The 24,270-nt window shown below is 45.5% G+C and carries 23 protein-coding genes and 2 tRNA genes; 14 read left to right on the top strand and 11 right to left on the bottom strand.

Annotated elements, in window-relative coordinates; all coding sequences use genetic code 11:
• Position 1: 1 nt before the first annotated feature.
• The 3 genes from AB9H23_RS05270 to AB9H23_RS05260 are packed head-to-tail and all read left to right on the top strand — an operon-like array spanning position 2 to position 2,451.
• Positions 2-1,393 carry an ATP synthase subunit B gene (locus AB9H23_RS05270; RefSeq protein WP_147671650.1) on the top strand — a complete coding sequence of 464 codons (1,392 nt, stop codon included), beginning with the start codon at positions 2-4 and terminating at the stop codon, positions 1,391-1,393.
• 33 nt (positions 1,394-1,426) lie between these two features.
• Entirely contained in the window at positions 1,427-2,068 is a 642-nt protein-coding gene (locus AB9H23_RS05265) for a V-type ATP synthase subunit D (RefSeq protein WP_321210957.1), read from the top strand.
• The gene (locus tag AB9H23_RS05260) at positions 2,068-2,451 is read left to right on the top strand and encodes a DUF22 domain-containing protein (protein WP_238337872.1); all 384 of its coding nucleotides are present in this window, start codon (positions 2,068-2,070) and stop codon (positions 2,449-2,451) included. Before AB9H23_RS05265 ends, AB9H23_RS05260 begins: the two co-directional genes overlap by 1 nt.
• A gap of 58 nt (positions 2,452-2,509) precedes the next feature.
• Here AB9H23_RS05260 and AB9H23_RS05255 read toward each other — a convergent pair whose 3' ends face one another.
• Both AB9H23_RS05255 and AB9H23_RS05250 read right to left on the bottom strand, forming a co-directional pair.
• Positions 2,510-2,932, bottom strand: a complete 423-nt coding sequence (locus tag AB9H23_RS05255) for a hypothetical protein (protein ID WP_370004413.1) — start codon at positions 2,930-2,932, stop codon at positions 2,510-2,512.
• Positions 2,933-2,945: 13 nt separating this feature from the next.
• Positions 2,946-3,278, bottom strand: coding sequence for a hypothetical protein (locus AB9H23_RS05250; RefSeq protein ID WP_370004412.1), 333 nt, complete (start codon positions 3,276-3,278; stop codon positions 2,946-2,948).
• 62 nt (positions 3,279-3,340) lie between these two features.
• On the opposite strand from AB9H23_RS05250, the gene AB9H23_RS05245 reads away from it, so the two are divergent.
• Together AB9H23_RS05245 and AB9H23_RS05240 are read left to right on the top strand one after the other, a co-directional pair.
• The gene (locus AB9H23_RS05245; protein WP_370004411.1) at positions 3,341-3,748 is read left to right on the top strand and encodes a DUF61 family protein; all 408 of its coding nucleotides are present in this window, start codon (positions 3,341-3,343) and stop codon (positions 3,746-3,748) included.
• Positions 3,748-3,912, top strand: coding sequence for a hypothetical protein (locus AB9H23_RS05240; RefSeq protein ID WP_187239679.1), 165 nt, complete (start codon positions 3,748-3,750; stop codon positions 3,910-3,912). The genes AB9H23_RS05245 and AB9H23_RS05240 overlap by 1 nt, the downstream gene beginning before the upstream one ends.
• 64 nt (positions 3,913-3,976) lie before the next feature.
• Here the strand turns inward: AB9H23_RS05240 and AB9H23_RS05235 are convergent, their stop codons facing one another.
• From AB9H23_RS05235 to AB9H23_RS05225, 3 genes are all read right to left on the bottom strand, one after another.
• Entirely contained in the window at positions 3,977-5,071 is a 1,095-nt protein-coding gene (locus tag AB9H23_RS05235; protein ID WP_370004410.1) for an ATP-grasp domain-containing protein, read from the bottom strand.
• Positions 5,072-5,097: 26 nt separating this feature from the next.
• Positions 5,098-5,169 (bottom strand) — tRNA-Gln (locus AB9H23_RS05230).
• 64 nt (positions 5,170-5,233) lie between these two features.
• Positions 5,234-5,305, bottom strand: a tRNA-Gln gene (locus AB9H23_RS05225).
• A gap of 194 nt (positions 5,306-5,499) precedes the next feature.
• Between AB9H23_RS05225 and AB9H23_RS05220 the strand changes: the two genes are divergently transcribed.
• The 6 genes from AB9H23_RS05220 to brxL are packed head-to-tail and all read left to right on the top strand — an operon-like array spanning position 5,500 to position 18,401.
• Positions 5,500-6,093, top strand: coding sequence for a DUF1819 family protein (locus AB9H23_RS05220; RefSeq protein WP_370004409.1), 594 nt, complete (start codon positions 5,500-5,502; stop codon positions 6,091-6,093).
• Between the two features lie 9 nt (positions 6,094-6,102).
• A complete protein-coding gene (locus tag AB9H23_RS05215) occupies positions 6,103-6,684 on the top strand; it encodes a DUF1788 domain-containing protein (RefSeq protein ID WP_370004408.1) in 582 nt (193 codons plus the stop codon).
• 23 nt (positions 6,685-6,707) lie between these two features.
• Positions 6,708-10,256, top strand: a complete 3,549-nt coding sequence (gene brxC, locus AB9H23_RS05210) for a BREX system P-loop protein BrxC (RefSeq protein ID WP_370004407.1) — start codon at positions 6,708-6,710, stop codon at positions 10,254-10,256.
• Positions 10,256-13,798, top strand: coding sequence for a BREX-1 system adenine-specific DNA-methyltransferase PglX (pglX, locus tag AB9H23_RS05205; protein ID WP_370005952.1), 3,543 nt, complete (start codon positions 10,256-10,258; stop codon positions 13,796-13,798). Before brxC ends, pglX begins: the two co-directional genes overlap by 1 nt.
• A gap of 27 nt (positions 13,799-13,825) precedes the next feature.
• Positions 13,826-16,330 carry a BREX-1 system phosphatase PglZ type A gene (pglZ, locus tag AB9H23_RS05200; protein ID WP_370004406.1) on the top strand — a complete coding sequence of 835 codons (2,505 nt, stop codon included), beginning with the start codon at positions 13,826-13,828 and terminating at the stop codon, positions 16,328-16,330.
• Positions 16,331-16,346: 16 nt separating this feature from the next.
• Positions 16,347-18,401, top strand: coding sequence for a protease Lon-related BREX system protein BrxL (gene brxL, locus AB9H23_RS05195; RefSeq protein ID WP_370004405.1), 2,055 nt, complete (start codon positions 16,347-16,349; stop codon positions 18,399-18,401).
• A 53-nt stretch (positions 18,402-18,454) separates the two neighbouring features.
• Here brxL and heR read toward each other — a convergent pair whose 3' ends face one another.
• Complete coding sequence (gene heR, locus AB9H23_RS05190) at positions 18,455-19,279, bottom strand: heliorhodopsin HeR (protein WP_370004404.1); 825 nt, start codon at positions 19,277-19,279, stop codon at positions 18,455-18,457.
• Positions 19,280-19,394: 115 nt separating this feature from the next.
• Positions 19,395-20,846, bottom strand: coding sequence for a phosphoenolpyruvate carboxylase (gene ppcA / locus AB9H23_RS05185; protein WP_370004403.1), 1,452 nt, complete (start codon positions 20,844-20,846; stop codon positions 19,395-19,397).
• A gap of 128 nt (positions 20,847-20,974) precedes the next feature.
• Between ppcA and AB9H23_RS05180 the strand changes: the two genes are divergently transcribed.
• The gene (locus AB9H23_RS05180) at positions 20,975-21,538 is read left to right on the top strand and encodes a M48 family metallopeptidase (protein ID WP_370004402.1); all 564 of its coding nucleotides are present in this window, start codon (positions 20,975-20,977) and stop codon (positions 21,536-21,538) included.
• Here AB9H23_RS05180 and AB9H23_RS05175 read toward each other — a convergent pair.
• Positions 21,535-21,876 carry an Mth938-like domain-containing protein gene (locus AB9H23_RS05175; protein WP_370005950.1) on the bottom strand — a complete coding sequence of 114 codons (342 nt, stop codon included), beginning with the start codon at positions 21,874-21,876 and terminating at the stop codon, positions 21,535-21,537. The genes AB9H23_RS05180 and AB9H23_RS05175 overlap by 4 nt on opposite strands.
• 1 nt (position 21,877) lies before the next feature.
• Positions 21,878-22,171, bottom strand: a complete 294-nt coding sequence (locus AB9H23_RS05170; RefSeq protein ID WP_370004401.1) for a TIGR04076 family protein — start codon at positions 22,169-22,171, stop codon at positions 21,878-21,880.
• Between the two features lie 73 nt (positions 22,172-22,244).
• Here AB9H23_RS05170 and AB9H23_RS05165 point away from each other — a divergent pair, with 73 nt between their 5' ends.
• Together AB9H23_RS05165 and AB9H23_RS05160 are read left to right on the top strand one after the other, a co-directional pair.
• The gene (locus AB9H23_RS05165) at positions 22,245-22,640 is read left to right on the top strand and encodes a metal-dependent transcriptional regulator (RefSeq protein ID WP_370004400.1); all 396 of its coding nucleotides are present in this window, start codon (positions 22,245-22,247) and stop codon (positions 22,638-22,640) included.
• Between the two features lie 33 nt (positions 22,641-22,673).
• Positions 22,674-22,964 carry a carboxymuconolactone decarboxylase family protein gene (locus AB9H23_RS05160; RefSeq protein WP_370004399.1) on the top strand — a complete coding sequence of 97 codons (291 nt, stop codon included), beginning with the start codon at positions 22,674-22,676 and terminating at the stop codon, positions 22,962-22,964.
• Between the two features lie 62 nt (positions 22,965-23,026).
• Here the strand turns inward: AB9H23_RS05160 and AB9H23_RS05155 are convergent, their stop codons facing one another.
• Together AB9H23_RS05155 and AB9H23_RS05150 are read right to left on the bottom strand one after the other, a co-directional pair.
• Positions 23,027-23,488 carry a hypothetical protein gene (locus tag AB9H23_RS05155; RefSeq protein ID WP_370004398.1) on the bottom strand — a complete coding sequence of 154 codons (462 nt, stop codon included), beginning with the start codon at positions 23,486-23,488 and terminating at the stop codon, positions 23,027-23,029.
• 3 nt (positions 23,489-23,491) lie between these two features.
• Positions 23,492-24,220, bottom strand: coding sequence for a nitroreductase family protein (locus AB9H23_RS05150; RefSeq protein ID WP_370004397.1), 729 nt, complete (start codon positions 24,218-24,220; stop codon positions 23,492-23,494).
• Between the last annotated feature and the right edge of the window lie 50 nt (positions 24,221-24,270).

Here is a 24,270-nt window from a genome sequence, read left to right as displayed (position 1 = left end):
GATGAACGTTAACATCAAAACCCGAGAATACACCACCGTCACAGAGGTTTCAGGGCCTCTGATGATTGTTGAGGGTGTTGAAGGGGTTGCCTACAGTGAGATAGTGGAGATTGAAACACCCACAGGTGAGAAGAGAAGGGGACAGGTCCTTGAGGTAAAGGAGGACCTGGCGGTCGTCCAGGTCTTTGAGGGTACAAGTGACCTCAACACAGAGACCACAAAGATAAGGTTCACAGGTGAAACAGCCAAGATCGGCGTATCCCTTGACATGATGGGTCGTATATTCGACGGTACAGGGAAACCAATAGACGGCGGCCCTGAAATCATCCCTGAGAAGGAACTCGACATCAACGGTAGCCCAATGAACCCCGCTGCAAGGGAGTTCCCTGCGGAGTTCATACAGACAGGTATATCCACAATCGACGGGATGAACACCCTTGTGAGGGGTCAGAAACTCCCGATATTCTCAGGTTCAGGGCTTCCACACAACGAACTGGCCGCACAGATCGCAAGGCAGGCAAAGGTGCTTGCAGAGGAGAGCGAATTTGCGGTTATCTTCGCTGCCATGGGTATCACCCACGAAGAGGCAAACTACTTCATGAGGGACTTCGAGAGGACAGGAGCCCTTGAAAGGGTTACAGTGTTCATGAACCTGGCAGACGACCCTGCCATTGAGCGTATCATCACCCCGAGGATGGCGCTGACAACCGCAGAGTACTTCGCCTTTGAACACGACATGCACGTGCTCGTTATCCTCACTGACCTTACAAACTACTGCGAGGCCCTCAGGGAGATATCGGCTGCAAGGGAGGAGGTCCCGGGTCGAAGGGGTTACCCGGGTTACATGTACACCGACCTTGCAAGCCTCTATGAGAGGGCAGGCCGTATAGTTGGCAAGGAGGGGTCAATCACCCAGATGCCAATACTTGTGATGCCACAGGACGACATAACCCACCCGATACCTGACCTCACAGGTTACATCACAGAGGGCCAGATAGTGCTTAGCCGTGACCTCCACCGTAAGGGTATATACCCACCGGTGGATGTGCTGCCATCACTTTCAAGGCTCATGAGTGGCGGTATCGGCGAGGGAAGGACACGTGAGGACCACAGTGGTGTCTCTGATCAGCTCTACAGTGCCTACGCCGAGGGTCGTGATTTAAGGGACCTCATGGCTGTTGTGGGTGAGGAGGCCCTCACAGAGAGGGACAGGAAGTTCCTCAAATTCGCCGATGAATTTGAGAAACGCTTCATCACCCAGGCACGTGATGAGGACCGCTCCATAGAGGAGACCCTCAACCTTGGCTGGGAGCTCCTGTCACTCCTGCCAAGATCCGAACTCAAGAGGGTCCGCGAGGAGCACATACCCAAGTACCTCCCGGGTGCAGAATAAACACCCAACATATTTTTTCAGGAGAGGTAGCAGATGGCACAGGAAATGATTGAGGGGATCAACCCAACGAGGATGGAGCTCCTGAAACTCAAGCAGCGGGAGAAACTCGCTGTTAAGGGTTACAGTCTCCTCAAGGAGAAGAGGAACGCCCTTATAATGGAGTTCTTCAACATCCTTGAGAGGGTTAAGGGTTCCCGTGAAAAGGTGGAGGAGCACCTCAGGGAGGCCTTCATGGACCTCACAGAGGCCCAGGTACTCATGGGCGATGCCGCAGTTGAGAGGGCCGCAATGTCAGTGAGGGAGTCAGTGGAGGTTGACATAGACTCAAGGAGCATAATGGGTGTCGTGGTCCCTGTTGTGGATGCCCGTGCAACCAGGAGGACGGTGGTTGAGCGTGGCTATGGCTTTGTGGACACATCAGTTAAACTTGACGAGGCAGCCAGGAAATTTGAGGAGTCCCTGGCACTCATAATAGAACTCGGTGAGATCGAGAAGACCATAAGGCTCCTTGCCGGTGAGATAGAATCAACCAAGCGAAGGGTCAACGCCCTTGAGCACATCATAATCCCGAGACTCAAGAACACAGTCAAGTACATTGAGATGAGGCTCGAGGAGATGGAGAGGGAGAACTTCGTCAGGTTGAAGATGATCAAAAAATCCATGGAGATGGAGTGATGGTTAGGATACTTACAAGGCTCGGCCAGGTCCGTGAGGCCGAGGAGAGGTATAAGAGGGAGCTTGTTGACTTCAGGATGGGTGAGGTCTACGGCAACCTCAGAGCCATCATTGCAGACGAGGATGTTGAGGTGAGGGCCGGCGAGGCAAAGCCCGTGAAGATAAAGGAGATCAGCATACCTGCAAACCACATAGTCTTCATGTGTGCCTACGCCACGAACCCCCTGGGTCATCCAATAGCGGCCGGGGAGGAGACACCCCTGCCAATAAGCATGGACCGTAAGGCTGACCATGCTACCTTTGTGGCTGCAGTGGATGGTAAAATAAGCAGGAACGACCTCCTGGGAGTCCTCATAATCCTCCCTGTTGAGCTAACCCACTAATCTTTTTTTAATTTAAAAGAGTCTATGGTTTTAGTTCATAGAGTAAAAAAAGGATCTTTTATCCAAGAAATGACTTCATTGACTCATAGAGTTCAATCATCATGTCCTCGGTGTATTCCAGGAGTTCCCCGGTGTATTCCAGGAGTTCCCTGTAGTTTTCAATAAGGGCATCACGGTTTCTATGGAGCTGTCTCATGGCCTTTGCCTGGGCAGCCGCGGGGTTACCTGTTATTATTCTTTTAAGTGCGGATGAGTTCTCCTTGAGGCACTCAACCTCACTTCTTATCTCTGCCATCCGATCCAGGTAGTAGATTTGAGCCCCCCGGATATCCCTCTTTATTCGCTTCCGGATCTCAAGCAGCTGTTCTCTCCTCTCAGTGAGTTCCATGAGGGACTTCCTGGTTGATGCTATGGTTGATGTGTCGATTTCACTGAAGTCTGCAAGTTCCATCAGGATGCTCTGGTACTCTTCTGGATCCATCACCAACCACCTGTCAGCCAAACTGGATCTTTACCTCTATCAGGCCGTTACTGACACGGGTCTCGGTTTCAATCTCCTCGTTCTCCTTTTCCATTTCACGTATACGGTAGAATATGTTGGTGAGGGCGCCTGTCCTGAATACGCCTGTCCTGTTATCTGGCTTGGAGGATATGAGGAGGATTGAAACACCATCATCTGTTATCTTAACGTTGTAGTTAACCCCATTTATGTATATGCCGTCGGAGAGCCTCAGAAGAAGTTTTATGTACTTTATGGGGAGTCCGCTGCTGCTTATTATCTCCTTTATCTTATCATTTTCCCTGCACTGCTCTATATCAATATCCAAGGTTCACCCTCCATTCAGTTAAGATATTAATCTTTTATAGAATATAAAACATAGCCTATACGATGAGAGGTGACAGGTCAGACAGGCTCATAAAGAAGGAGATCTTCAACCTCAACAGGCACCTTCCATCCAGGAGAAAGACCCTGGAGGAGCTCCTGGGGGAGGATAAACCCCACGTCATTGGTTCTGATGGCACGAGGCACAGGTTCAAGTGGGCTGAACTCGAGGAGCTCAGGGACATGCTGACCCCCCAGGAGGCACGCCGTTTGAGGTTACCCATCTACATTGAGATAGAATCGGATACATCCGGTGCAAGGATAGCGGGTGAGGTTGAGGTTAAGGTGGTGGGTGAGGTTCTTGGCAGGGATGATGATGGGGATGAGATCTACATCTACAGGCCAGAGATCAGGGTGCTGAGGGCGAGGTTTCCAACGGCAACACAGTACATATTCCTTGTGAGGGAACTTTAATGGAGGTTGATGATATGAGTAAGGATCCGCTTAAGGAGTACCTTAAGGACCCGGATAGAAGGGCGAAACTCTTCCTTTTAATGACAGGTGGCATGATTCTGAGCACAGTGCTCATCACCATAGGCACCATAATACTGATACTCCTGCTTCTTGGCATAATATAACATAGTTTTCAATCTTCTGATCATTGAGCACTTCAGGGTGTCACTATTTTTTCTGATTTTGTGGCTAGAGGGGGTTCAATCTTTTCCTGATCATTGAGCACTTCATGGATGCAGCTGAAAGCGCCCTTTCAGGTGTTTCATGTGCAGCCAGCACGGTTACGAGGGGCTCACCCTCCTCAATTATTGCACCGGGGAATGGGAGGTCATGGACCCCAGGGATTTTTATCTCACCCACCATGCACCTTGAGGGGGCGTAGATTATCCTCTTAACAGCATACCTGAGAGGTTCCGGCTTTTCAATGAGCTCACCCAGGCAGGCCATCACATGGGCCTCGGTCATGTTTATACCCAGAGATGCCTCGGCACACTCAAAGGTCCCCTGGATGCGGGGGTTCACCTCCACCACATAAAGCTCAGAGCCCTGCATGATGAAGTCGACACCATTGGAGCCCCTGAGCGAGAGGTCAAGTATGAGGTCCTCCGCCATCTCCTCCATCACACCACGGGGTCCAGGTGTTATGTTACCGGCGTAGATGAACTGGCCCTCAAATCCAGGGATGTTTCTTTTGATGATCTGCCTGCTTGTAAGGACTGTCATTGCCTCAGAACCCGTTGATAGCACCGAGGCACTCACAGGCACGCCCTCAATGTACTCCTGCAGCAGGAACTCGCCGCTGGCATCCTGGAAATCCATCACACCAAAGCCCCCGGCACCACTCACAGGCTTTATGAGGTACCTCTTCTCCCCACCGGCTACAATTTCCAGGGCCTCCTGGGGGTCAGTGATGAGGTGGGTCTCTGGAGTGGGGTATGAGTTCTTTATCCTCCGGTAGAGGCGGTACTTGTCTTCCACGTGTTCTGCATGTTGGTTACCCAGCACCTTATCCTCTGGAAGTCCAGGGGCCCCTGTGAGTGGTATTATGCCATCAGCCATTCCTATAAAATCAGATGCTGCTTCAAGGAGTTTCTCTGTACTGAAGTTCTCCTGGAACCTCCCGCAGCTTTCACCCCTTCGCTCCTGGAGGATGCACCTCCTCTCTGTGTATCCACGAAAGTCCAGGGTGCAGTAGTAGGATGCAGAGTATACACTGTAACCTGCCCTGAAGGCTGATTCAGCAACGGGTCTTGTGTTGACGCCTATTATGAGGAGTTTTTCCATTCTAGACACAGAATAAGTTGATTTGATAGTCCCGAGCGGAGTCGAACCGCTGTCGCCGGGTCCAAAGCCCAGCAGGATTACCACTACCCCACGGGACTATGACAGTTAATAGGTGGTGAGGTTCATAATAAATAGGTTTCGATAAAGGGGGGTTTTGGGGGATAGTCCCGAGCGGAGTCGAACCGCTATCGATGGATCCAGAGTCCATCAGGATTGCCATTACCCCACGGGACTGTATCTGAAAAACAGTTCATATCGGCAAAATAAGTGTTAAGTGGAAGCCATATAAATAGTTTGCGGTTCGATTATTAAGTTGATATTGGGTAATCATCATCGTAATAATGGTGGTACCTCTTATCATGTTAATGAAATTCATTAAAATTTAAACCGAAAAACTTTAAGATGATGCTTGATAAACCAGACTATTGATGAAGTACAGTGCAGGTATTGTTTCAAAATCATTCTGGTTTTTAGAATCACGCAAAACCGCCAGATACATACTTGAAGGTTTAAAAAGACAGGATATAATTGAATTAGCCGTTAAAGAAAACATATATCAGGTAGAATCAGAATACAGGGCCAGAAGAATGGCTAGTTCGATATACCAACGGTTGAAAAGTCTGCCTGAGGATGTCCTAAAATTACTTGTGGAGGCGGATTCTGAGACTTCAAGAATAATCGTTTTAATTTCGATTATGAAGACGGACCGTCTCTTCTTTGAATTCATGCATGAGGTATTCAGAACCAAGATAATAATGGGTGATCACATTCTCGAGGATAGGGACCTCAATATTTTCTTTGAGGAGAAGAGAATGCAGAGCGCAACAGTTGATAAATGGGTTGATTCAACCATCAAAAGATTGAAATCCGAGTATATAAGAATGTTAAGGGAAGCAGGGCTCCTTAGAGATAAAGGGGATAGAAGAGAAATATTGAAGCCGTTCATAGATCTTGCTGCCGAAAAAAGACTTATGAAGGAGGATATGGCTCCATATTTCAGTACTTTAACAGGAAGATTGTAGGGTGACCAGATGTCAGAAATCCACGAAAGACTTGATATGATCGAACTGAAGATAAAGGATCCGGCATTTCGTGAAAACAGGGGCCTTGGTAATGAGGTTGGCTACTACATATTTGATTATGATCCTCGGTATGAACTCGAGGTCCGCAGTTACATTTCATATCTTCGGAAAAAAATCAATGAAAACCCAAACCACCCATTCAAAATCGCTGAATTTGACCTCTATGAAATCATAATCAGCATACTTAAGGAAAAGGGGTACCTATCTAAGACATTTGAGTTTGAGGAGAAGAAGGGAAGTGAATATGCAAAAAAAGCCGTAAACAAATTACTAAAACTTGGAACAACCTCAAACCTGATTGTCTCCTACATTAAAGAGAACACTGAAGAAAACTCCGTTGTCTTTCTTACTGGAGTCGGGAAGGCCTATCCCATACTCAGGTCCCATAACGTCCTCAACAATCTCTATGAGGTTATGGATAATGTGCCGGTCATTCTATTCTTCCCGGGGAGGTACTCCGGGTCTGAACTTATACTCTTTGGAACAATCCATGACAACAATTACTACAGAGCCTTTCCTCTAGTTGAATAATCGGATTTGGTAGGGTGAATCAAATGAAAATTGGAGAAATGTTTGAAAAACCCATTGATAGGGATATCAAGGGTGTTATAAAGGTGGGGCAGGATGATGAAGAGAGCATCTACCAGGAACTCAATGAATATGTTGTGACAGCTGAATTATCAAAACATTTCCGTGAATTTTTTGAGAACTATAAAAAGGGGATAGATGGTCAAACCGATGAAATGGGGGTATGGATCTCGGGCTTCTTTGGAAGCGGTAAATCACACTTCCTCAAGATACTCTCATACATCCTTGACAACAGGGAGGTCAGGGGAAGGAGGGCCATTGACTTCTTCCTTGAGGACGGAAAAATAGTCGACTCTACCGTAATTGCTGACATGGATCTTGCAACCTCAGTCCCCACTGATGTCATACTATTCAACATAGCATCCAAGAGTTCAGGGACTGATAGCAGCAGGGACCCGATACTTGACGTTTTTGTGAAGGTATTCAATGAAATGAGGGGATTCTGTGGTGAAATTCCATTCCTTGCTGAAATGGAGAGTAAACTGGATTCTGAGGGGTTATTTGATGATTTCAAGGCAAAGTTCCTTGAGATAAATGGAAATGATTGGCTCAGTGAACGTGAGGATTTCTACTTCATCCAGGACGATGTAGTTGAAGCACTCTCAAGTATAGGCTATATGAGCCGGGAGGCAGCAAGGAACTGGGTCGAGAAGGCTGAAGACAACTACTCAATCTCCATAGAGAAATTCGCAAAGATGGTTAAGGAATACTGTGACAGCAGGTCTCCAAAACATCATGTGGTCTTCCTTGTTGATGAAATAGGACAGTACATAGGTGATGATTCAGGGCTCATGCTCAACCTCCAGACCCTCGTAGAGGAGCTTGGCATACATGGTAATGGAAGGATATGGGTTGTGGTCACCAGCCAGGAGGACATAGATTCAATCATAGACGTTAGAAAAAACGACTTTTCAAAGATCCAGGGGCGTTTCAAAACCCGTTTATCACTGACATCAGTCAACGTGGATGAGGTCATCCGAAGGAGAATCCTGAAGAAAAATGAGTCAGGAAGCCAGACCCTGGAGGCCCTTTACGATAACAAGAACGCCATACTGAAGAATCTTATAAGTTTTTCCTCTGATACCTCAGAGAAGAAGATGTACGTTAATGGTCAGGACTTTGCAGAGGTTTACCCATTCATACCCTACCAGTTCAATCTTCTTGGAGATGTGCTGACCTCCATAAGAATACATGGAGCATCAGGGAAGCACCTTGCAGAGGGGGAAAGATCAATGCTTGCACTCTTCCAGGAGGCTGCAATTTCCATCATGGAGGAGGAAGCAGGTGCTCTGGTGCCATTTAACAGGTTCTATGACTCACTGGACAGATTCGTTGATCACACCCACAGCTCAGTCATCAAGAGGGCAGCCAACAACGATAAACTTGATGAATTTGACGTTGAAGTCCTGAAGGTTCTGTTCCTGATAAAGTACGTTAAGGGAATAAAGGGTACTCCCGAGAATCTCACCACCCTCATGATTGGGAACATTGATGATGACCGTGTCGAGCTCAGGGAAAAGGTTGAGAAATCACTGGGAAGATTACTTAGGGAGACACTGATACAGAAAAATGGCGATGTATACTCATTTTTAACCGACGATGAGCAGGCGGTCTGGAGGGCCATCAAACAGGAGAATGTGGAAATAGGGGAGATTCTGAATGAAACAGCCAGGATAATCTTTGAGGATATCTACGAAGATAAAAAATACCGTTACAATAAGCGATATAACTTCCCATTCAACAGGGCAGTCGACGACATCTACCATGGGAAACAGCATGCAGAGATGGGGGTTAGAATCATAACACCCTACCATGACATTGGGTACCCTGAGGACAGTGGACAGACAACCCTATCCCCCCAATCAGATAGACAGAGACTCACCATGGCCCTCAGGGCGATGTCTGAGGAGAAAAATGAGGCCATATTCTACCTGGATAATGCACCGTTCCTGGCTGAAATCGAGGAGTTACTCAAAATCAAGAAATACCTTACCAGGGAGATGGCGTTTGATGATAAATCAAAGGCGACCATCATCAACACCATAAACGAGGAGAGGGACGAAAAGAATCAGCGAATCAGGATCTCAATAGAGAATGCACTCAAGGAGTCAGAGGTGTATGTTAAGGGTGAAAGGGTGGATATAAATGACAGAAACCCTTCTGAAAGGATAAACAGCGCCCTTGAGAAACTTGTAAACAAGATATACTCAAAACTTCCTTACATGGAGTTTTCCCCGGTGGACTCTGATATACTTGAAATCCTGAGGGGGGCCAAAAATGAGACACTCACAGAAAAGCCGGAAACCAGGAACCAGAATGCAATTGATGAAATAATGGATTACATTGAAAGACAGACGAGAATACACGCCAAACCATCACTCAAAACAGTCTTTGACCGATTCAGAAGACAACCATACGGTTACATTGACGAGGATATAGCATGGCTCATATCAGTTATCTTCTCCCAGAGGAAGATATCCCTTGAGAGGAAAGGTCAGAACCTATCCTTAAGGGACTACAGTCCAAATGACTTCCTGAGGTTCTTAAAGGAAAGGCGTTTCCATGAGGAGATACTGATTGATAAAAGGGAAAGCATCCCGGAATTCAAAATTAAATCAGTGAGGGAGGTATTCAGGGATCTCTTCAGTGAAACCCTATCCTCTGATGATGAGGAGGTCATTATGGGGGACTTCCAGAGGAGGACAGCGGATAAACTGAAGGAGCTCGGCGAGATATTCCGGGAATATCAGAATGAAAAAAGGCTTCCCGGAAAAAACATAATAGATGAGGCAGCGGAAATGCTCAGGGAAGTCTCAGATTTAAGTTCAACCAGGGAATTCTTTGATTTCATCCACAGTAATAGGGAGGAATTACAGGACTTATCTGAGGAACTGGAACCTGTAATTAAATTCTTTGAAGGAAAACAGAAAGAGATATTCGAGAGGGCCTGTGAGGATATTGATCTCTACGAGAAAAACAGGAACCTCCTTGAAAGCCATGAACTCAGAAACATTGCAGATAGAATCAGGGAAATAATCGAAATGGAAACCCCCTACTCAAAGATACCTGAACTCCCAGATTTATCCACTAAATTTGAGGATATCCACAACAGAGTTCTGGAGGAAAAAAGGGCTCCGGTAAGGGGGTACCTGAAAAATAATCTCAAAGAACTACTTGAACAACTTGAGTCCATGGGAATTGATGGGGGACTCGAATCAGATATCCAGAGGAGCTTCCAGGATCTGTGTGATAAACTGGAACGTTCAGAGTTCATACATGAAATAAACGGGATAAAGGACGAATCCGACAGCATTACAGAATCACTCCTCAATAGAATAAAACCCGATAAGGGAGATGAAACCCCTGAGGAGAAAAGGGTGAACATAAGGGACATCATAAACAGCGGATTCATAACCATAAGGAAAAAAGAGGATATAGATGAACTCGTCACCAAAATCAGGATGCGCTTAGAGGATGAACTTGACAGTGGAACTGTTATAACTCTTAAAATTTAATTGGGGGAATTTCAATAAATAAGAAGGCAATAAAGACATTTGCTGTCGAGGCAAGAAAGAAACTGATCGATGAGATAAAATACAGGGCAAGCCTCCTGGGAATAACAGAAGAGGGAATATCCGATCCAGTGGAAAAAATTGATGGGATGGAGGTCTATGATGTTGGGGGGACGCCATACAAAATATACGACGAGGCCATAGAACAGAGGAAAAGCCTTGTTAAGAGGATAAATGAGAAGGGATTTGATAATGTCATAGAGGAGGTGGCATACACCTGGTTCAACAGGATAATAGCCATAAGGTTCATGGAGGTCAATGATTACTTACCGGGGCATGTAAGGGTACTTTCAAGTGAAAAGGAGGGTAAGATAGAACCTGATATCGTAACCATGGCCCCCGACGTTGACCTTGATTTCAGTGATGAAGAGATAGAAACCGTTTACCGGTTGAAGGATGAGAACAGGCTTGATGAACTCTTCAGGATGCTTTTCATAAAGCAGTGCAATAAGCTGAATGAAATACTGCCTGAACTCTTTGAGGAGACAGCGGATTACACTGAGATACTCCTTTCAATATCCTACACAAGTGAGGATGGTGTTGTAAGGCGCCTTGTGGACCTCATCCCTGAGGATGACTTCAGGGACCAGGTTGAGATCATCGGCTGGATGTACCAGTATTACATCTCTGAGGTTAAGGATCAGGTAATTAATATATACAAAGGCACTGTAAAGAAGGACGATATTCCAGCCGCCACACAGCTTTTTACTCCCGAATGGATTGTTAAATACATGGTTGACAATTCTCTGGGAAGGTACTGGATGGAGAGAAATCCTAACAGTAAGCTTAAAGAAAAACTTGAATATTATTTAGATTATGGGCAGGAAAAGGAAATTATTAATGCCCTTGGAGATGAGATAGGTTCTATCAGCCCTGAAGAAATAAAGTTTCTTGACCCATGCATGGGTAGCGGCCATATACTTGTTTATGCCTTTGATGTTTTTGTAGAGATCTACAGAGAGAGAGGGTACCCTGAAAGGGAAATACCCAAGTTTATACTCAAAAATAACTTATTTGGAATGGATATTGATGATCGCGCTTACCAATTAGCTTATTTTGCCCTAATGATGAAGGCAAGGTCGTACAGCCGCACAATATTTAAAAAAAATATTAAACCGAATATTTGCGCTTTTAGGGAAAGCCAAGATTTGAGAGATGAATTAATAGATTTTATTGGATCTGGAGATTCAGAGATCATTAAAGAATTAAAAAGACTAAGATCAGTTTTTTTGAACGCAAAAGAACTAGGATCTCTTATTAAAATGCCCGACATGGATTATATTAATCTGGAATTAAAAGTTAAGAATTCTTTAAAAAATCCAAAGAATAGCTTAAAGAGCGTTATATTTAATAATGAGGCAATGGAAAAGTTGATCCCTTTATTAGAACAAGCTAAATTACTGTCTGGTAAATATGATGTCGTTGTTACAAACCCGCCTTACCTGAATAAAATGGATAGGAGTCTAAGAAACTATGCCCGGAGCAATTATGAAGAATATTCAAAGGATTTATTTTCCATGTTCATTTACAGGAACACTCAATTCTGCAAGAAGCATGGCTACTGTGCATTAATGACACCATTTGTATGGATGTTTATAAAGGCATATCAGAAACTCAGAAAATTCATTGTAAGTGAAAAATCTATATCCTCCCTTATTCAATTAGAATACTCAGCTTTCAGTGAAGCTACAGTCCCTATTTGCACTTTTGTTTTGTTTAATTCTGACACGGATTATAATGGCATTTATATAAAATTGTCAGAGTTTACTGGAGGAATGGAAGTACAAAGAAAAAAGGTTCTGGAAGCTATAAAAAATCCTGAAGTTGAGTACTTATATCTAAGCAAAAAGAATAAATTTTTAAGAATCCCTGGAAATCCAATAGCCTATTGGGTCAGTGAAAATGTTATAAACACCTTTTCACATGGTAAAGAATTATCATCATTCGCTGAGGTTAAGCAAGGATTGGCAACAGCAGATAATAAAAGATTCCTAAGATTATGGCATGAAGTTGATTTTAACAGATGCGGATTTGGCTTTGAGGACAGTGAGGATGCTAAAAAAAGCGGTAAAAAATGGTTTCCATATAATAAAGGAGGCAATTTCAGGAAATGGTATGGAAACCATGAATATTTAATTAATTGGGAAAATGATGGTGATGAACTAAGAAACTTCAAAAAATCCGTTTTAAGAAATCAACAATATTACTTTAAAAAATCTTTGAGCTGGTCTAAAATCTCAAGTGGAAAGATCGCATTCAGATTTTTTCCTCGCGGCTTTATATTTGATGTAGCTGGCTGTTCCATATTTACAGAGGAAGATAACTGTTACTTACTTGGGTTATTGAATTCAAAGGTATGTGAATATATACTTAGTTTTATATCACCGACACTGAATTATGAGGTGGGGCATATAGCTTCTATACCTGTTATATTCTCTGGGGACTATTCTGAAGAAATAAAAAGATTAGTTGAAGAGAATATAAAACTCAGTAAACTAGATTGGGATGTTTCAGATACCAGCTGGAATTTTACGGTGCACCCACTTTTAACGTTTAAAGAATCCAGTATAGAGAAATCTTTCAAGAAATGGGATGAATTAACTCAGAAAAGATTTTCAAAACTTAAATCAAATGAAGAAAAACTTAACGAAATTTTTATCAAAATATATGGTTTAGAAGACGAATTAACCCCCGAGGCCCCTGATTCTGAGGTGACCATACGAAAAGCAGACCTTTCACGAGATATTAGAAGTTTCATCTCCTATGCAGTGGGGTGCATATTCGGCCGCTACAGCCTCGATGAGGAGGGCCTCGTCTTTGCGGGCGGTGAATGGGACCCCTCAAGGTACTCAAAATTCATTCCAGACGAGGACAACATAATACCCATCCTTGATACAGAGTACTTTGAGGACGATATAGTCGGCAGGTTCATTGAATTTGTCAGGGTAACCTTTGGGGAAGAAAAACTGGAGGAAAACCTGGACTTCATTGCAAAGGCCCTTGGAAAGAGGGGTAAAACCAGCCGTGAAATTATAAGGAACTATTTCATGTCTGACTTCTACAAGGACCATGTTAAAACCTATAAAAAACGCCCAATCTACTGGCAGTTCGACAGCGGAAAAAAGAATGCCTTCAAGGCACTCATATACATGCACAGATACGAACCAGACCTCGTGGCAAGGGTGAGAACAGAATACCTCCATAGAACACAGAAAGCAATTGAAAACAGGATAAAACAGAATGAAAGGATTATAGAAAACTCAAAGACCAAATCAGAGATTTCAAGATTAACAAAGGAGAATAAAAAACTTATAGAACAGCTTGAAGAGATAAAGGTCTATGATGAGGCACTCGCACATATCGCCAACAGGAAAATAGAGATAGACCTTGACGATGGTGTGCAGGTGAACTATGCGAAATTCCAGGGCGTGGAAATAAAGAGAAATGGAAAAACCGTCAAGGTAGACCTCCTCAAAAAGCTTTAAGGATAATTAAAGGGCGCGGGTATTACAATGAACCTGAAATACATCCAGAAAAAGCTTAACCAGATCTTCAAGGGTGATGAAAGGCGTATAGTGGTATGGTATGATGATGACGCTGAGTTCAGGGACATCGTCAATGAACTGGAACTTGAAAACGCCAGGATCCACCACCTCAGGGACAATAACCAGTTATACACCAAGTACCTCCTCGAGGTTGAGGACACAGTAAACAGTTACCTTATATATGCACCGTTCCCAAGGCCTTCTGATGAGGAAAACTATCTGGCAGATATCGTCTACTACTCCACACCATTTGCAGCAGACAGAATATCCCTTATAATACAGGAACTTAAAATCCCTGAGCATTTCAGGCCAGTGCTGGAGAAGTACAGAAAGTTCTGGAATGCAGATAGCCGCATCGGAAAATTTGAGAAGCTAAATATAGATGATTATTCTGATGAAAACATAAAAATAGGTATTCTATGCGTCCTTGCGGGTGTAAAGGTTCCTAACTTCGATGAACTCCTGAAGAAGGTCCTGATTGAGGACTTCCATGAAAACAGGTATCTTTCTGAATTTGAGAAAATGGGGATCCTTGAGGATTTCTGGGAACTCTGCAGGAAGCGGTATGGTTACAGTGCTGAGAGACCAACCATTAAGAACTTCCTGATAACCCTTCTGATAACATATACAGCAACAAGATTCAGGGGAACCATCCCTGGGGCATGGGAGAAACTCATATCAGAAAGGGAAAATAATGTGACGGTCTTTATAAGCAACCTACTGAACAACACCCACTACAGGGATAAATATGATGAGGTGGCCTCCTACATCGCAGAGTCAATAAGAATTGAAGAACACATCAAAAAGATTCCCCCTGAATGCTACCTTGAATGCGGCACCTTTGAAGTTTTTGACAGGAAAATAATAGAACATAACATTGACCTCCTTCTGAGGACAGGTTCCGAGATCAGGGGACTCGACGATGTCTTAACTGAAAGGAAAAGGACCCACTTTTATGGTAAATACAGGAACCACTATGAGGTTCTAAAATGGGCCAACAGCCTCATAGGAATGATAAATATCTTCAGCGAGGAATCATCCTCAGGTATCGATGACTTTGTTGAAAAGTACTGCAGTAAATGGTACATGATAGATCTGGCCTATAGGAAGTTTTATTACGCCTACGACAGACTACCAGCAACAGATAAACCCCATGACCTGGCCCAGCTCATTGAGAACATGTACATAAACACCTACCTATCAAAACTAAACCGCTTATGGTCGATGAAACTTAAGAAAATAAGTATTGAGGACCTTAAATATGATAAGCAACATCAATTCTACAGGAAACACGTCGCACCATCCATAAATAAACACAGAACCGCAGTTATAATTTCAGATGCGCTGAGATATGAATGCGGTTTTGAACTATGCAAAAAACTCAACCAGAATCCCATGAACTCGGCTGAAATTCAGCCGATTATCTCATCAATACCATCATACACCGCCCTTGGAATGGCGGCACTTTTACCCCATGATAGCATAACCTTCACCGATGACTGCAAGGTCCTTGTGGATGGTAGAGCAGCATCCAGTGTCTCGGAGAGGGGAAGGATACTTGAGGAAAACAATGAAAATTCACTCACATGGACCCACAGTGAGGTTATGTCACTCAGGATGGAGGATCTACGTGAAAAAATTAAAAACAGGGATCTGATTTATATCTACCACAACCAGATAGATGCACGGGGGGACAAACAGGCAACAGAGAGCGAGGTTTTCAACGCGGCCAGTGAAGCAATTGAAGAGCTACTTGAACTTATAAAGAAGCTGACAAACCAGGCGGGCATCTCCAATTACATCATAACAGCCGACCATGGATTTATCTACAGAAGAGGAGATGTTCCTGAGAGTGACAGGATTGAAATACCATACGGGGAATTCAAACTTAAAAATAAGAGGTTTATAATCTCGGAGGAAGATCCTCAGATAGAGGGGACCCTTACATTTTCCCTTGATTACTTGGGAATGGACCACATCATGGTCACGGTTCCAGAGTCACTTGAAGTATTTAAAATCAGCGGTGGAGGACATAACTTTGTCCATGGGGGCACATCAATACAGGAAGTCATCATACCCCTCATAAAGCTCAAATCCAGGACTGGAAAGACTGAGCAGAGGGTAGTGGATCTTAAACTGGTTTCAATAGATCGCAGATTAACCAACCTCAACAGTTACCTCACATTCGTTCAGACTGAAAGCGTCTCAGAAACCGTTCTACCACTTGAAGCTAAGATTTACTTTGAGGATGAAAATGGTGAAAGGATATCCAATGAGGTCATAATTCACGCTTCAAGCAGGGCAAGTTCACCAAGGGAAAGGGAATTTCGGGAGAAGTTCACACTCCGACACAGGGAATATTCAAATAGGAAAAAATATTACCTTGTTATTAAAAACATGGAGAATGATGTTGAATTAGAACGATGTGAATTTACCATAGACATACCATTCAGTGATGATTTTGTATTCTGATAGGGAGGGGACCTGATTGGGAGATTATAATGACATTAACGGCGATGACCTCAACACAAAACTCAACAGGTACTTTGCAGGAAGAATAGTGAGAAAGGATCTAACCAAGAAAATAAAGGAGGGTGCCAACGTCCCTGTCTATGTACTTGAATACCTCCTTGGTAAATACTGCGCCACAACCGAGGAGTCACTTATACAGCAGGGTGTCAGGAACGTTAAAAGGATCCTCTCAGAGAACTATGTACGTCCGGATGAGGCCCAGCGAATCCTCTCAAAACTGAGGGAATCCGGAAGCTACACCGTCATTGACATGGTAACTGTGAGACTGAACTATAGGGCGGACCGATATGAGGCAGAATTCTCAAATCTTGGCCTTTCAAATGTGCCGATCTCCAAGGAATACCCCTCAAAATATGAAAGGCTCCTTGGAGGCAAAATATGGTGCATGGTTACTTTTGAATACTTCTATGACGAGGCTGACCCATCAAGGAATCCGTTCATCATAAGGAAACTCGCACCGATACAGATGCCCAACCTGGACCTTGATGAGATACTGAGTGTAAGAAGGCACTTCACAAAGGATGAGTGGATAGATTTAATCCTTAGGTCATGTGGACTGGAGCCCACCCAGTTTGATGACAGGGTTAAATGGCTGCTCCTCACCAGACTGGTGCCCCTAGTTGAAAACAACTTTAACCTCTGTGAACTGGGTCCCAGGGGAACAGGGAAGTCCCATGTTTACAGGGAGATATCCCCTAACAGCATACTTGTTTCCGGTGGACAGACCACAGTGGCCAACCTCTTCTACAACATGTCCACGAGAATGGTAGGACTTGTGGGTATGTGGGACTGTGTGGCATTCGATGAGGTTGCCGGCATAAGATTCAAGGACAAGGACGGTATCCCCATAATGAAGGACTATATGGCTTCAGGTTCCTTTTCAAGGGGAAAGGAGGAAAAAAATGCCACAGCATCCATGGTATTCGTGGGTAACATCAACCAGAGTGTCGATGTCCTTCTTAGAACATCAAGCCTCTTTGATCCGTTTCCTGAGGATATAAGAAATGATACGGCCTTCTTTGACAGGATGCACTGCTACCTTCCAGGATGGGAGATACCAAAGTATCGTCCGGAATTCTTCACAGATCAGTACGGCCTGATCACGGATTATCTGGCAGAATTCCTCAGGGAGATGAGGAAGATATCATATGCCGATGCATTCGATGAATACTTTGTACTTGGCAATAATCTGAACCAGAGGGACGTAACTGCCGTCAGGAAGATGGTATCAGGTCTCATCAAACTCATATACCCTGATGGCGAGTTTGATAAGGAGGATGTGAGGGAGATCCTCATATTCGCCCTTGAATGTCGCAGAAGGGTTAAGGAGCAGCTTAAAAAGATCGGCGGAATGGAATTTTACGATGTTAACTTCTCTTACATTGACAGGGAAACACTGGTTGAGGAATTCGTCTCTGTACCCGAACAGAGCGGCGGAAAATTAATCCCTGAAGGGATACTAAAACCGGGCCACCTTTTCACTGTAGCACCCGCCGATAACGGCATGATAGGTGTATTCAAAATAGAGACTGAAATGATTAATGGGACCGGTAAATTCACCTGTACTGGTATAGGCTCAAAAAAGGAGGTTAGAGAGGCCATAAACACAGCATTCAGTTTCCTCAAGTCCAACAGCCCAAATATAAGCAGGACCATCAGCACAAAGAATAAGGATTACCTTATGCAGGTACATGACCTGAATGGTGTTGGAATGACCAGATACCTCGCACTACCCGCCTTCGTGGCTCTCTGCTCAGCAGCCCTCAACAAACCTGTACTTCCCTCAACAGCTGTACTTGGAAGTTTGAGTATAGGGGGCACAATAATGAAGGTTGAGGAACTTGCCAACACCCTGCAGGTATGCCTGGACAGCGGGGCCAGGAAGGTCCTCATACCAATAAGTTCAAGCCAGGACCTCACAACAGTTCCGCCAGAACTTATAGGAAACTTCAGTTTAATATTCTATCAGTCTGCAGAGGACGCTGTTTTCAAGGCACTTGGAGTGGAGTGAATAAAAAAATAAAATTAGAATGGTTGGAAGACCTGGAGTGGCTGGTCTAATATTTAGAATGGTGAGAAAACCCCTATGAATACCAGCCAGGCCAGTATGGTCTTGGCAACGAGGCTCAGTATGATGTAAACCCGCTCACCGTAGAGGTAGTCCCTCCACTTACCAACACCCTTATACTGGAGCAGCATGTTGATGGAGAACGTGTTGAACATCACAAAGTAGAGGAGGAGTGCGAGGTACACGAAGTCAGGTGGCTGGGTCTCTGATGAACCAAGGGCTGCCACAAAGTATGCCGCAATGACGATCCACGGCGTGAAACCAGCAATACAGCCAAGCAGGTATGGTGACCAGTCGATCTTCTCGGTGTACTGGTTGATCTTCTCCATGAGGTAACCGAACATTATCATTGAGGCGTTCAGCACAAAGATCATCACAAGTGACCAGAGGTCCCACACACCCACAAAGGTGGCCAGTATGACGATCATTATTGAACTGGAGAACGCATACTCGTACCAGCGGTAGGGGTTCATCCCCCTCCTGAGGTTCTCAACGTAACTCTCATTCCTCAGGAAGGCAATGGTGAAGTGTGCCACCGCAGAGATCAGCAGGAAGGATGCAAGTATCACTCCAAGATAGCTAACCGTGAACGCCACCTCCGGGTTCGGAAGCACCTGGAAGGACGGTGGGTTCAGGGATATCACCTTGAACTTCAGGTAGAACGTGTATATGTCCCTGTCCCAGGTCAAAAGGTATCCCAGTGCAACCATCAGGAGACCCTGCAGGAGGTGCAGTGTCCCGGCCGCAATGTTCAGTTTACGGAGTCCCTCAAAGGTTATAGGGGACTTCTCAATCATTTTAAGTCTTTCAACATTATCCATAAAACAACCCCCAGATTTATTATGTTTCTTAAATTATTTTAATATTTTGTAATCTGGGGGTTGAAAAAAAGGGAAGTTACTCCAGAACCTTTTTTAGTATCTTGTAATGGGGGAGTTACCCCAGGAACCTCCTCTGGCTTGCAGCCTCAAGTATGAGTTCCTGGAGGTTGGCGGTTCTGTTAACCCGGAGGGCCCTTATGATTTCATCAGTGACCCTGCGGTGGTCCTCATCATACTCTGGTTCAATGTACTCCTCAACCGCGGATTTAACCTCAGGGCTGAGGAATGGCGAGTCAGGGTTGGCGTACCTCAGAGCATCTCCAAGGTCGCGCCTGAGACCAGGGTAGACATCCTCTATGAATTCAAGGTCCTCAGAGGACAGTGCATTGAACCCCAGAACCTCAGGGGGAACCCCCAGAGAGTAGAGGGCTGCGGTGAATGTTATTGCCCTTGGAAGTGAAACGTTACCCATACTCCTGGCATATCCAAAGAGTCCGATGTGGAGCTTCCTCTTCCTTCTGCCCGGGACGTACCTTGCAACCCTGTTTATGATATCCACGAGGTCCATGACCTGCCTCCGGTACTCCCGACAGTAGGCTGAGATTACTTCAAGGGCACGGTCGGTATCAATCTCAGATGCCCTGCCAGGTTTTGCAGACCTCAGCTCCCTTATCCCCCCTATAACCTCTGAGGGTTCATGGTCGTACTTGAAGGAGGACTGGACAGTGAATGTGTATGCCCCTCTGTATTCCCCTGTAACCTCCCTCACATTATCTGGCCTGAGGTTACCCCTGAATGGGGCTGAGCCCATACCGATGATAGGGTAGAGTTTAACCCCGGTCTCCTCCTCAAGGTCCCTGAAGTCTCTGAGGGCTATCCTGTTGAGTATGGTGGCTGAGACCATACCATAGTTCATTGCCGGGTCTGATCTTGCAAGGAAGACCCTCTGCCCTGTGAGGTCCTTACCATCGAGGTACTCCCCTGTTATACGGGCTGCGTTGAGCATCCCATCATAGTCCTCAAAGAGGGGTATAACATTGATTTCATCGGGTCTGAACTCCCCGATCCACTCCTTGACGGTTACACCATCTGCAAGCTGCAGCTTCTCCTTTCCCTTCACAAAGTCCCGGTAGTAGCTGTGGATCCTGTTGAGGCAGCTGCTGGAGGAGGTCATGGGTAGTATGACCTCGAATACAGGGGCTACGTCCATTCCATAGAAGAGGCCTGCGGTGTCATAGGATCTTGGTATGCTCTCAAGGGTCTCCAGGAGTATCTTGGCCTCGGCCCTCTCCACGGTGGGGTTGGGAACCCTGAGGGTTAACCTGAGGTCCTCCCCCAGCACATGATCCTGGAAGAAGGCCTGGTACTTTGTTAGGAGCTTCTTAACGACGTAGTTGTCAACTTCCTTGCCCTCACAGTCCCACATCTGTTCATCACAGCCGAGGTGTGAGAAGACATAGTAGGCTTCCCTGATTTCATCTTCACCACCTAGTTCAGGTTCTGCTGCAAAGAACGGCGGGTTCACATTGTCTGGATGCTGTGTACTCATGCATCTTGGAACCTTCATGTTTAACACTCCAGAAGTGATATTGTTGGTGGGAATATAATAATATTCTGTCTCAATTACATGAAGCTGGAACTCTTTTTATCTCAAGAAAAGGGACTTGCCGTTCTTTTAAATGAAGGAGAGATAAAATGGAGATGTTCAAAGATGGTAGCAGGATTAAGTATGAAGTTATATACAGGAGTGTTAAGAACCCGAGAATAGAACTCAGATTCGACAGCATCCGACTCATACTCCCCAGGGATTTCAGGGGAAAGCCAGAGGATCTCCTAATATCCAAAAGGGACTGGATCGAGAGAAAACTACATGAGCATGAGGAGATGCTGAGGATTGCATCCGATTTTGAACTTCATGGGAGGGGTGAGGATGAGTTCAGGTCCCTCGTCATGGGATTCCTTGGCCATTATTCAGGGGAGCTTGGAGTGACGTATGGGAGGGTCAGGTTCAGGAGGATGAGGTCAAGGTGGGGTAGCTGCAGCTCCCGCGGTAACCTGAGCTTCAACACACTCATCTCATACCTCCCTGATGAACTCGTGGAGTACGTGGTCCTCCATGAACTGGCGCATATGCTGGAGATGAACCACAGCAGGAGGTTCTGGGGGATCCTTGAATATCACATTCCTGACTGGAGGGATCGAAGGAATATCCTGCGGTATTACTGGGTGCGGCTGCACCTTGAGGGGCTCACCGACTAGCAGGTCACGTGGATTATGGCTGCAACCCTTCTGCCCCTTCTCTTCTCTTCATTGTATCTTTCTATGGCCTCACATGTTGGAAGCACCACAGCGGATTTGAATTCGGTTTCAAGGGCACCGTAAACACCTGAACCGATGATTATACAGTCGGGATTTTCAGTTTTAAGTTCTTCGAGTTCCTCCTCTGCCATGAGGTGTGAGGTCCCGTGCTTCCTTCTTGATATCTCCTTCTTCCTTGGGGTTACGGTTCCATCGACATGGACCACAATGTCTGATGTGTATTCACGCCCCCTGTACTTCACAAGTCCGAAGCGGCAGTCTGAGAACATACCGGACACATCATTCAATCCTTTGCACCCTGAATATGACGGTGCCCCCATCTGTATAGGGTTCACCCGGGTCAACGCACTGCATGTAGGCGTGCTCCTCGTCACCCTCCACTGTGAGTCCCAGCTCCACGGGACACCATTTTCTCTCCAGGATGGTTGTGTAGTGCAGTATAGTTGATAGAGCATGTGTGCACAGCGCATCTGTCTTTTCGAGGTCTATTTCAGGGTCATTTATCATGATACGGTCACCCTCCCTGTATACCGGACAGTTCCCCCTTATCTCATGTACGAGTATCTCAAGCATCTGACCACCTGTGATGGATTATGGATGGTAAAACTTAAATAGGTTTTGAATATATATTCAATTGGTGTCTCTTATGGAACTTACAAGAAGCATGGAAAATTACCTTGAAACAATATACAGGATACGGAAAAGGGGTACGGTGAGAACATCGGATCTATCATTGCGCCTCAACGTTAAACCGGCCAGTGTAACCCAGATGCTCAGGAAACTCCATGAAATGGGGCTCGTGCTCTACCATCCATACCTTGGGGCTGAACTCACAGATACTGGCAGGGAACTTGCAGAGGAGGTCCTCAGAAAACATATGCTCCTGGAGTGCTTCTTCCATGAGGTCCTGGGGATGGACATAGACTCCTCATATGAGGAGGCCTCCCGGATGAAGCATGAACTCTTTACAGAGACCGAGGATGCACTCAGGAGGCACCTCAGGAACCCCTCAAGGTGCCCCCACGGGATACCCATACCCTGAAAATATTTAAGTTAAGATACCAAGTTAAGGACCATGAGGTCAGGAGCAGATAAATTCCTTGGAGAATTACCGGAGATAGCCGAAAAATTCATGAAATTCAGAAACGCCGTAATGTCTGAGGGTAAACTCACAGAGCGTGAAAAGATGCTGATAGCGGTCGCATGTGCCGTTGCAGTAAGGTGTGACGCCTGCACAGAGAAACACGCTGCAGAGGCCCTGAAAATGGGGATAGGGAAGGATGAACTCAAAGAGGCAGCTGCGGTGGCAGCCCTGATCAGGGCGGGCTCTGCAATGAACACGGCCTCAAGGATATTCCTGGACTGAATCCCTGCTAAGGATTCATGGCTAGATCTTCAGGATGAATTTCAGCACGAACTTCAGCAGTTTCAGCCAGCTGGAGGTTGGCGGTGACCCGCTGTCTTAAGGATGAATTTCAGCACGAACTTTAGCCCATGCAGAAACACTGCAACAGCCATAACGACCATGGCAACAAGGAGTCCAAATTTAACAGAGTAGAACACATAGATGTTCCTGAAGGTGAATGGGAAGACACTGTAAAGTGATGAGACCAGGAGGTAGCCAAGGGCACTCAGAACGATCTGGGTGAAGGTCCAGAGCCACTGTTCCGTGTATATTATAAGCGCGGCATTTGCAATGAGATTGGCGGCGATCACAACATTGAAGAGGGGTATCAGCCCCCTGAAGGACTCCGCTACAAATGAGAGGTTCCAGGTCATGACACTGTTCACAATATAGAGGAGTATGATGTTTACCATGATGCCAGCTATAAAGTCCTGATTTTTTAGTTCCTTATCCCTGAGGAACTCCTTCAGAATTTTGTTATCCACTTTTTAGTCCCCATAGATGTATGTTCCCGTGTAGGTGTAATTTTTAATTTCAGGCGCTTTAAGGATTCTGAATTCAGTCCTGTAGCCGTGGTGCTCAAGTGAAATCTTGAGGTGGGCGAGTGCTATTCCCATATCGATGGGGTTCCACCTCCCAAGAATGCGCCTTTTAACAGGGTTCTGGACCCGGCAGTATGCATGGATCATCCCATCACCGCCCCTCAGGTACCAGGGCTGGTTGTTAACTGCGGATGGTGCAAGGCGCACAGCCTCAAGCACATCATCCATCCCCACAATATCTGTTATCTCAGTGAGTGGTTTCCTCCTGAACTCTGATGGCTCCCTGTGCACCGGTTCCGCTACAACCCCAAAGGCAAGGAGGATGATGAATTCAAGGTCAGATTTCACATGTCCCTTAACCCTGGGGATCCCCTGCCAGCAGCTTCCAATCCCCATGGAGGAGAGCTTCAGATCCATCTGCTGCAACATGAAGCCAACGTTGAGCCGTCCCCTCTGTCCCTCTGAGAAGGCCGCGATGTAGTGGGGGGCAGGTTTCTGCATGCGGGTACTGACATCATTCTCCCCTATTATCCTGAATTCAACCGGAGTAGAGGGAAAGAGTGGTTCCAGTCCACCAAGGTAATCCCTGATCTCCTTGAGTTGCTCATCTGATACCTGTGACGAATACTTTCTCGTGGATTTTCTCCTGAAAATGAAAGGGTAGAGTTCCTTCATTATTATTTACTCCAGTTTCATTTCTAAATTTCATCAATAAATATGTCAAT

Source organism: Methanothermobacter sp. KEPCO 2 (genome assembly GCF_041228365.1).
Taxonomy (GTDB): domain Archaea; phylum Methanobacteriota; class Methanobacteria; order Methanobacteriales; family Methanothermobacteraceae; genus Methanothermobacter; species Methanothermobacter marburgensis.
This window is presented reverse-complemented; position numbering and strand designations above follow the sequence as displayed.

What these genes read in the sequence shown, in the direction of transcription:
- AB9H23_RS05260 (WP_238337872.1), top strand. Translation starts at nt 2,068, where the DNA reads ATGGTTAGGATACTTACAAGGCTCGGCCAGGTCCGTGAGGCCGAGGAG.
- AB9H23_RS05265 (WP_321210957.1), top strand. Translation starts at nt 1,427, where the DNA reads ATGGCACAGGAAATGATTGAGGGGATCAACCCAACGAGGATGGAGCTC.
- AB9H23_RS05160 (WP_370004399.1), top strand. Translation starts at nt 22,674, where the DNA reads ATGAGGTCAGGAGCAGATAAATTCCTTGGAGAATTACCGGAGATAGCC.
- AB9H23_RS05165 (WP_370004400.1), top strand. Translation starts at nt 22,245, where the DNA reads ATGGAACTTACAAGAAGCATGGAAAATTACCTTGAAACAATATACAGG.
- pglZ (WP_370004406.1), top strand. Translation starts at nt 13,826, where the DNA reads ATGAACCTGAAATACATCCAGAAAAAGCTTAACCAGATCTTCAAGGGT.
- AB9H23_RS05245 (WP_370004411.1), top strand. Translation starts at nt 3,341, where the DNA reads ATGAGAGGTGACAGGTCAGACAGGCTCATAAAGAAGGAGATCTTCAAC.
- brxC (WP_370004407.1), top strand. Translation starts at nt 6,708, where the DNA reads ATGAAAATTGGAGAAATGTTTGAAAAACCCATTGATAGGGATATCAAG.
- AB9H23_RS05255 (WP_370004413.1), bottom strand. Translation starts at nt 2,932, where the DNA reads ATGGATCCAGAAGAGTACCAGAGCATCCTGATGGAACTTGCAGACTTC.
- AB9H23_RS05150 (WP_370004397.1), bottom strand. Translation starts at nt 24,220, where the DNA reads ATGAAGGAACTCTACCCTTTCATTTTCAGGAGAAAATCCACGAGAAAG.
- ppcA (WP_370004403.1), bottom strand. Translation starts at nt 20,846, where the DNA reads ATGAAGGTTCCAAGATGCATGAGTACACAGCATCCAGACAATGTGAAC.
- AB9H23_RS05215 (WP_370004408.1), top strand. Translation starts at nt 6,103, where the DNA reads ATGTCAGAAATCCACGAAAGACTTGATATGATCGAACTGAAGATAAAG.
- heR (WP_370004404.1), bottom strand. Translation starts at nt 19,279, where the DNA reads ATGGATAATGTTGAAAGACTTAAAATGATTGAGAAGTCCCCTATAACC.
- AB9H23_RS05240 (WP_187239679.1), top strand. Translation starts at nt 3,748, where the DNA reads ATGGAGGTTGATGATATGAGTAAGGATCCGCTTAAGGAGTACCTTAAG.
- AB9H23_RS05180 (WP_370004402.1), top strand. Translation starts at nt 20,975, where the DNA reads ATGGAGATGTTCAAAGATGGTAGCAGGATTAAGTATGAAGTTATATAC.
- AB9H23_RS05170 (WP_370004401.1), bottom strand. Translation starts at nt 22,171, where the DNA reads ATGCTTGAGATACTCGTACATGAGATAAGGGGGAACTGTCCGGTATAC.
- AB9H23_RS05220 (WP_370004409.1), top strand. Translation starts at nt 5,500, where the DNA reads ATGAAGTACAGTGCAGGTATTGTTTCAAAATCATTCTGGTTTTTAGAA.
- AB9H23_RS05270 (WP_147671650.1), top strand. Translation starts at nt 2, where the DNA reads ATGAACGTTAACATCAAAACCCGAGAATACACCACCGTCACAGAGGTT.
- AB9H23_RS05235 (WP_370004410.1), bottom strand. Translation starts at nt 5,071, where the DNA reads ATGGAAAAACTCCTCATAATAGGCGTCAACACAAGACCCGTTGCTGAA.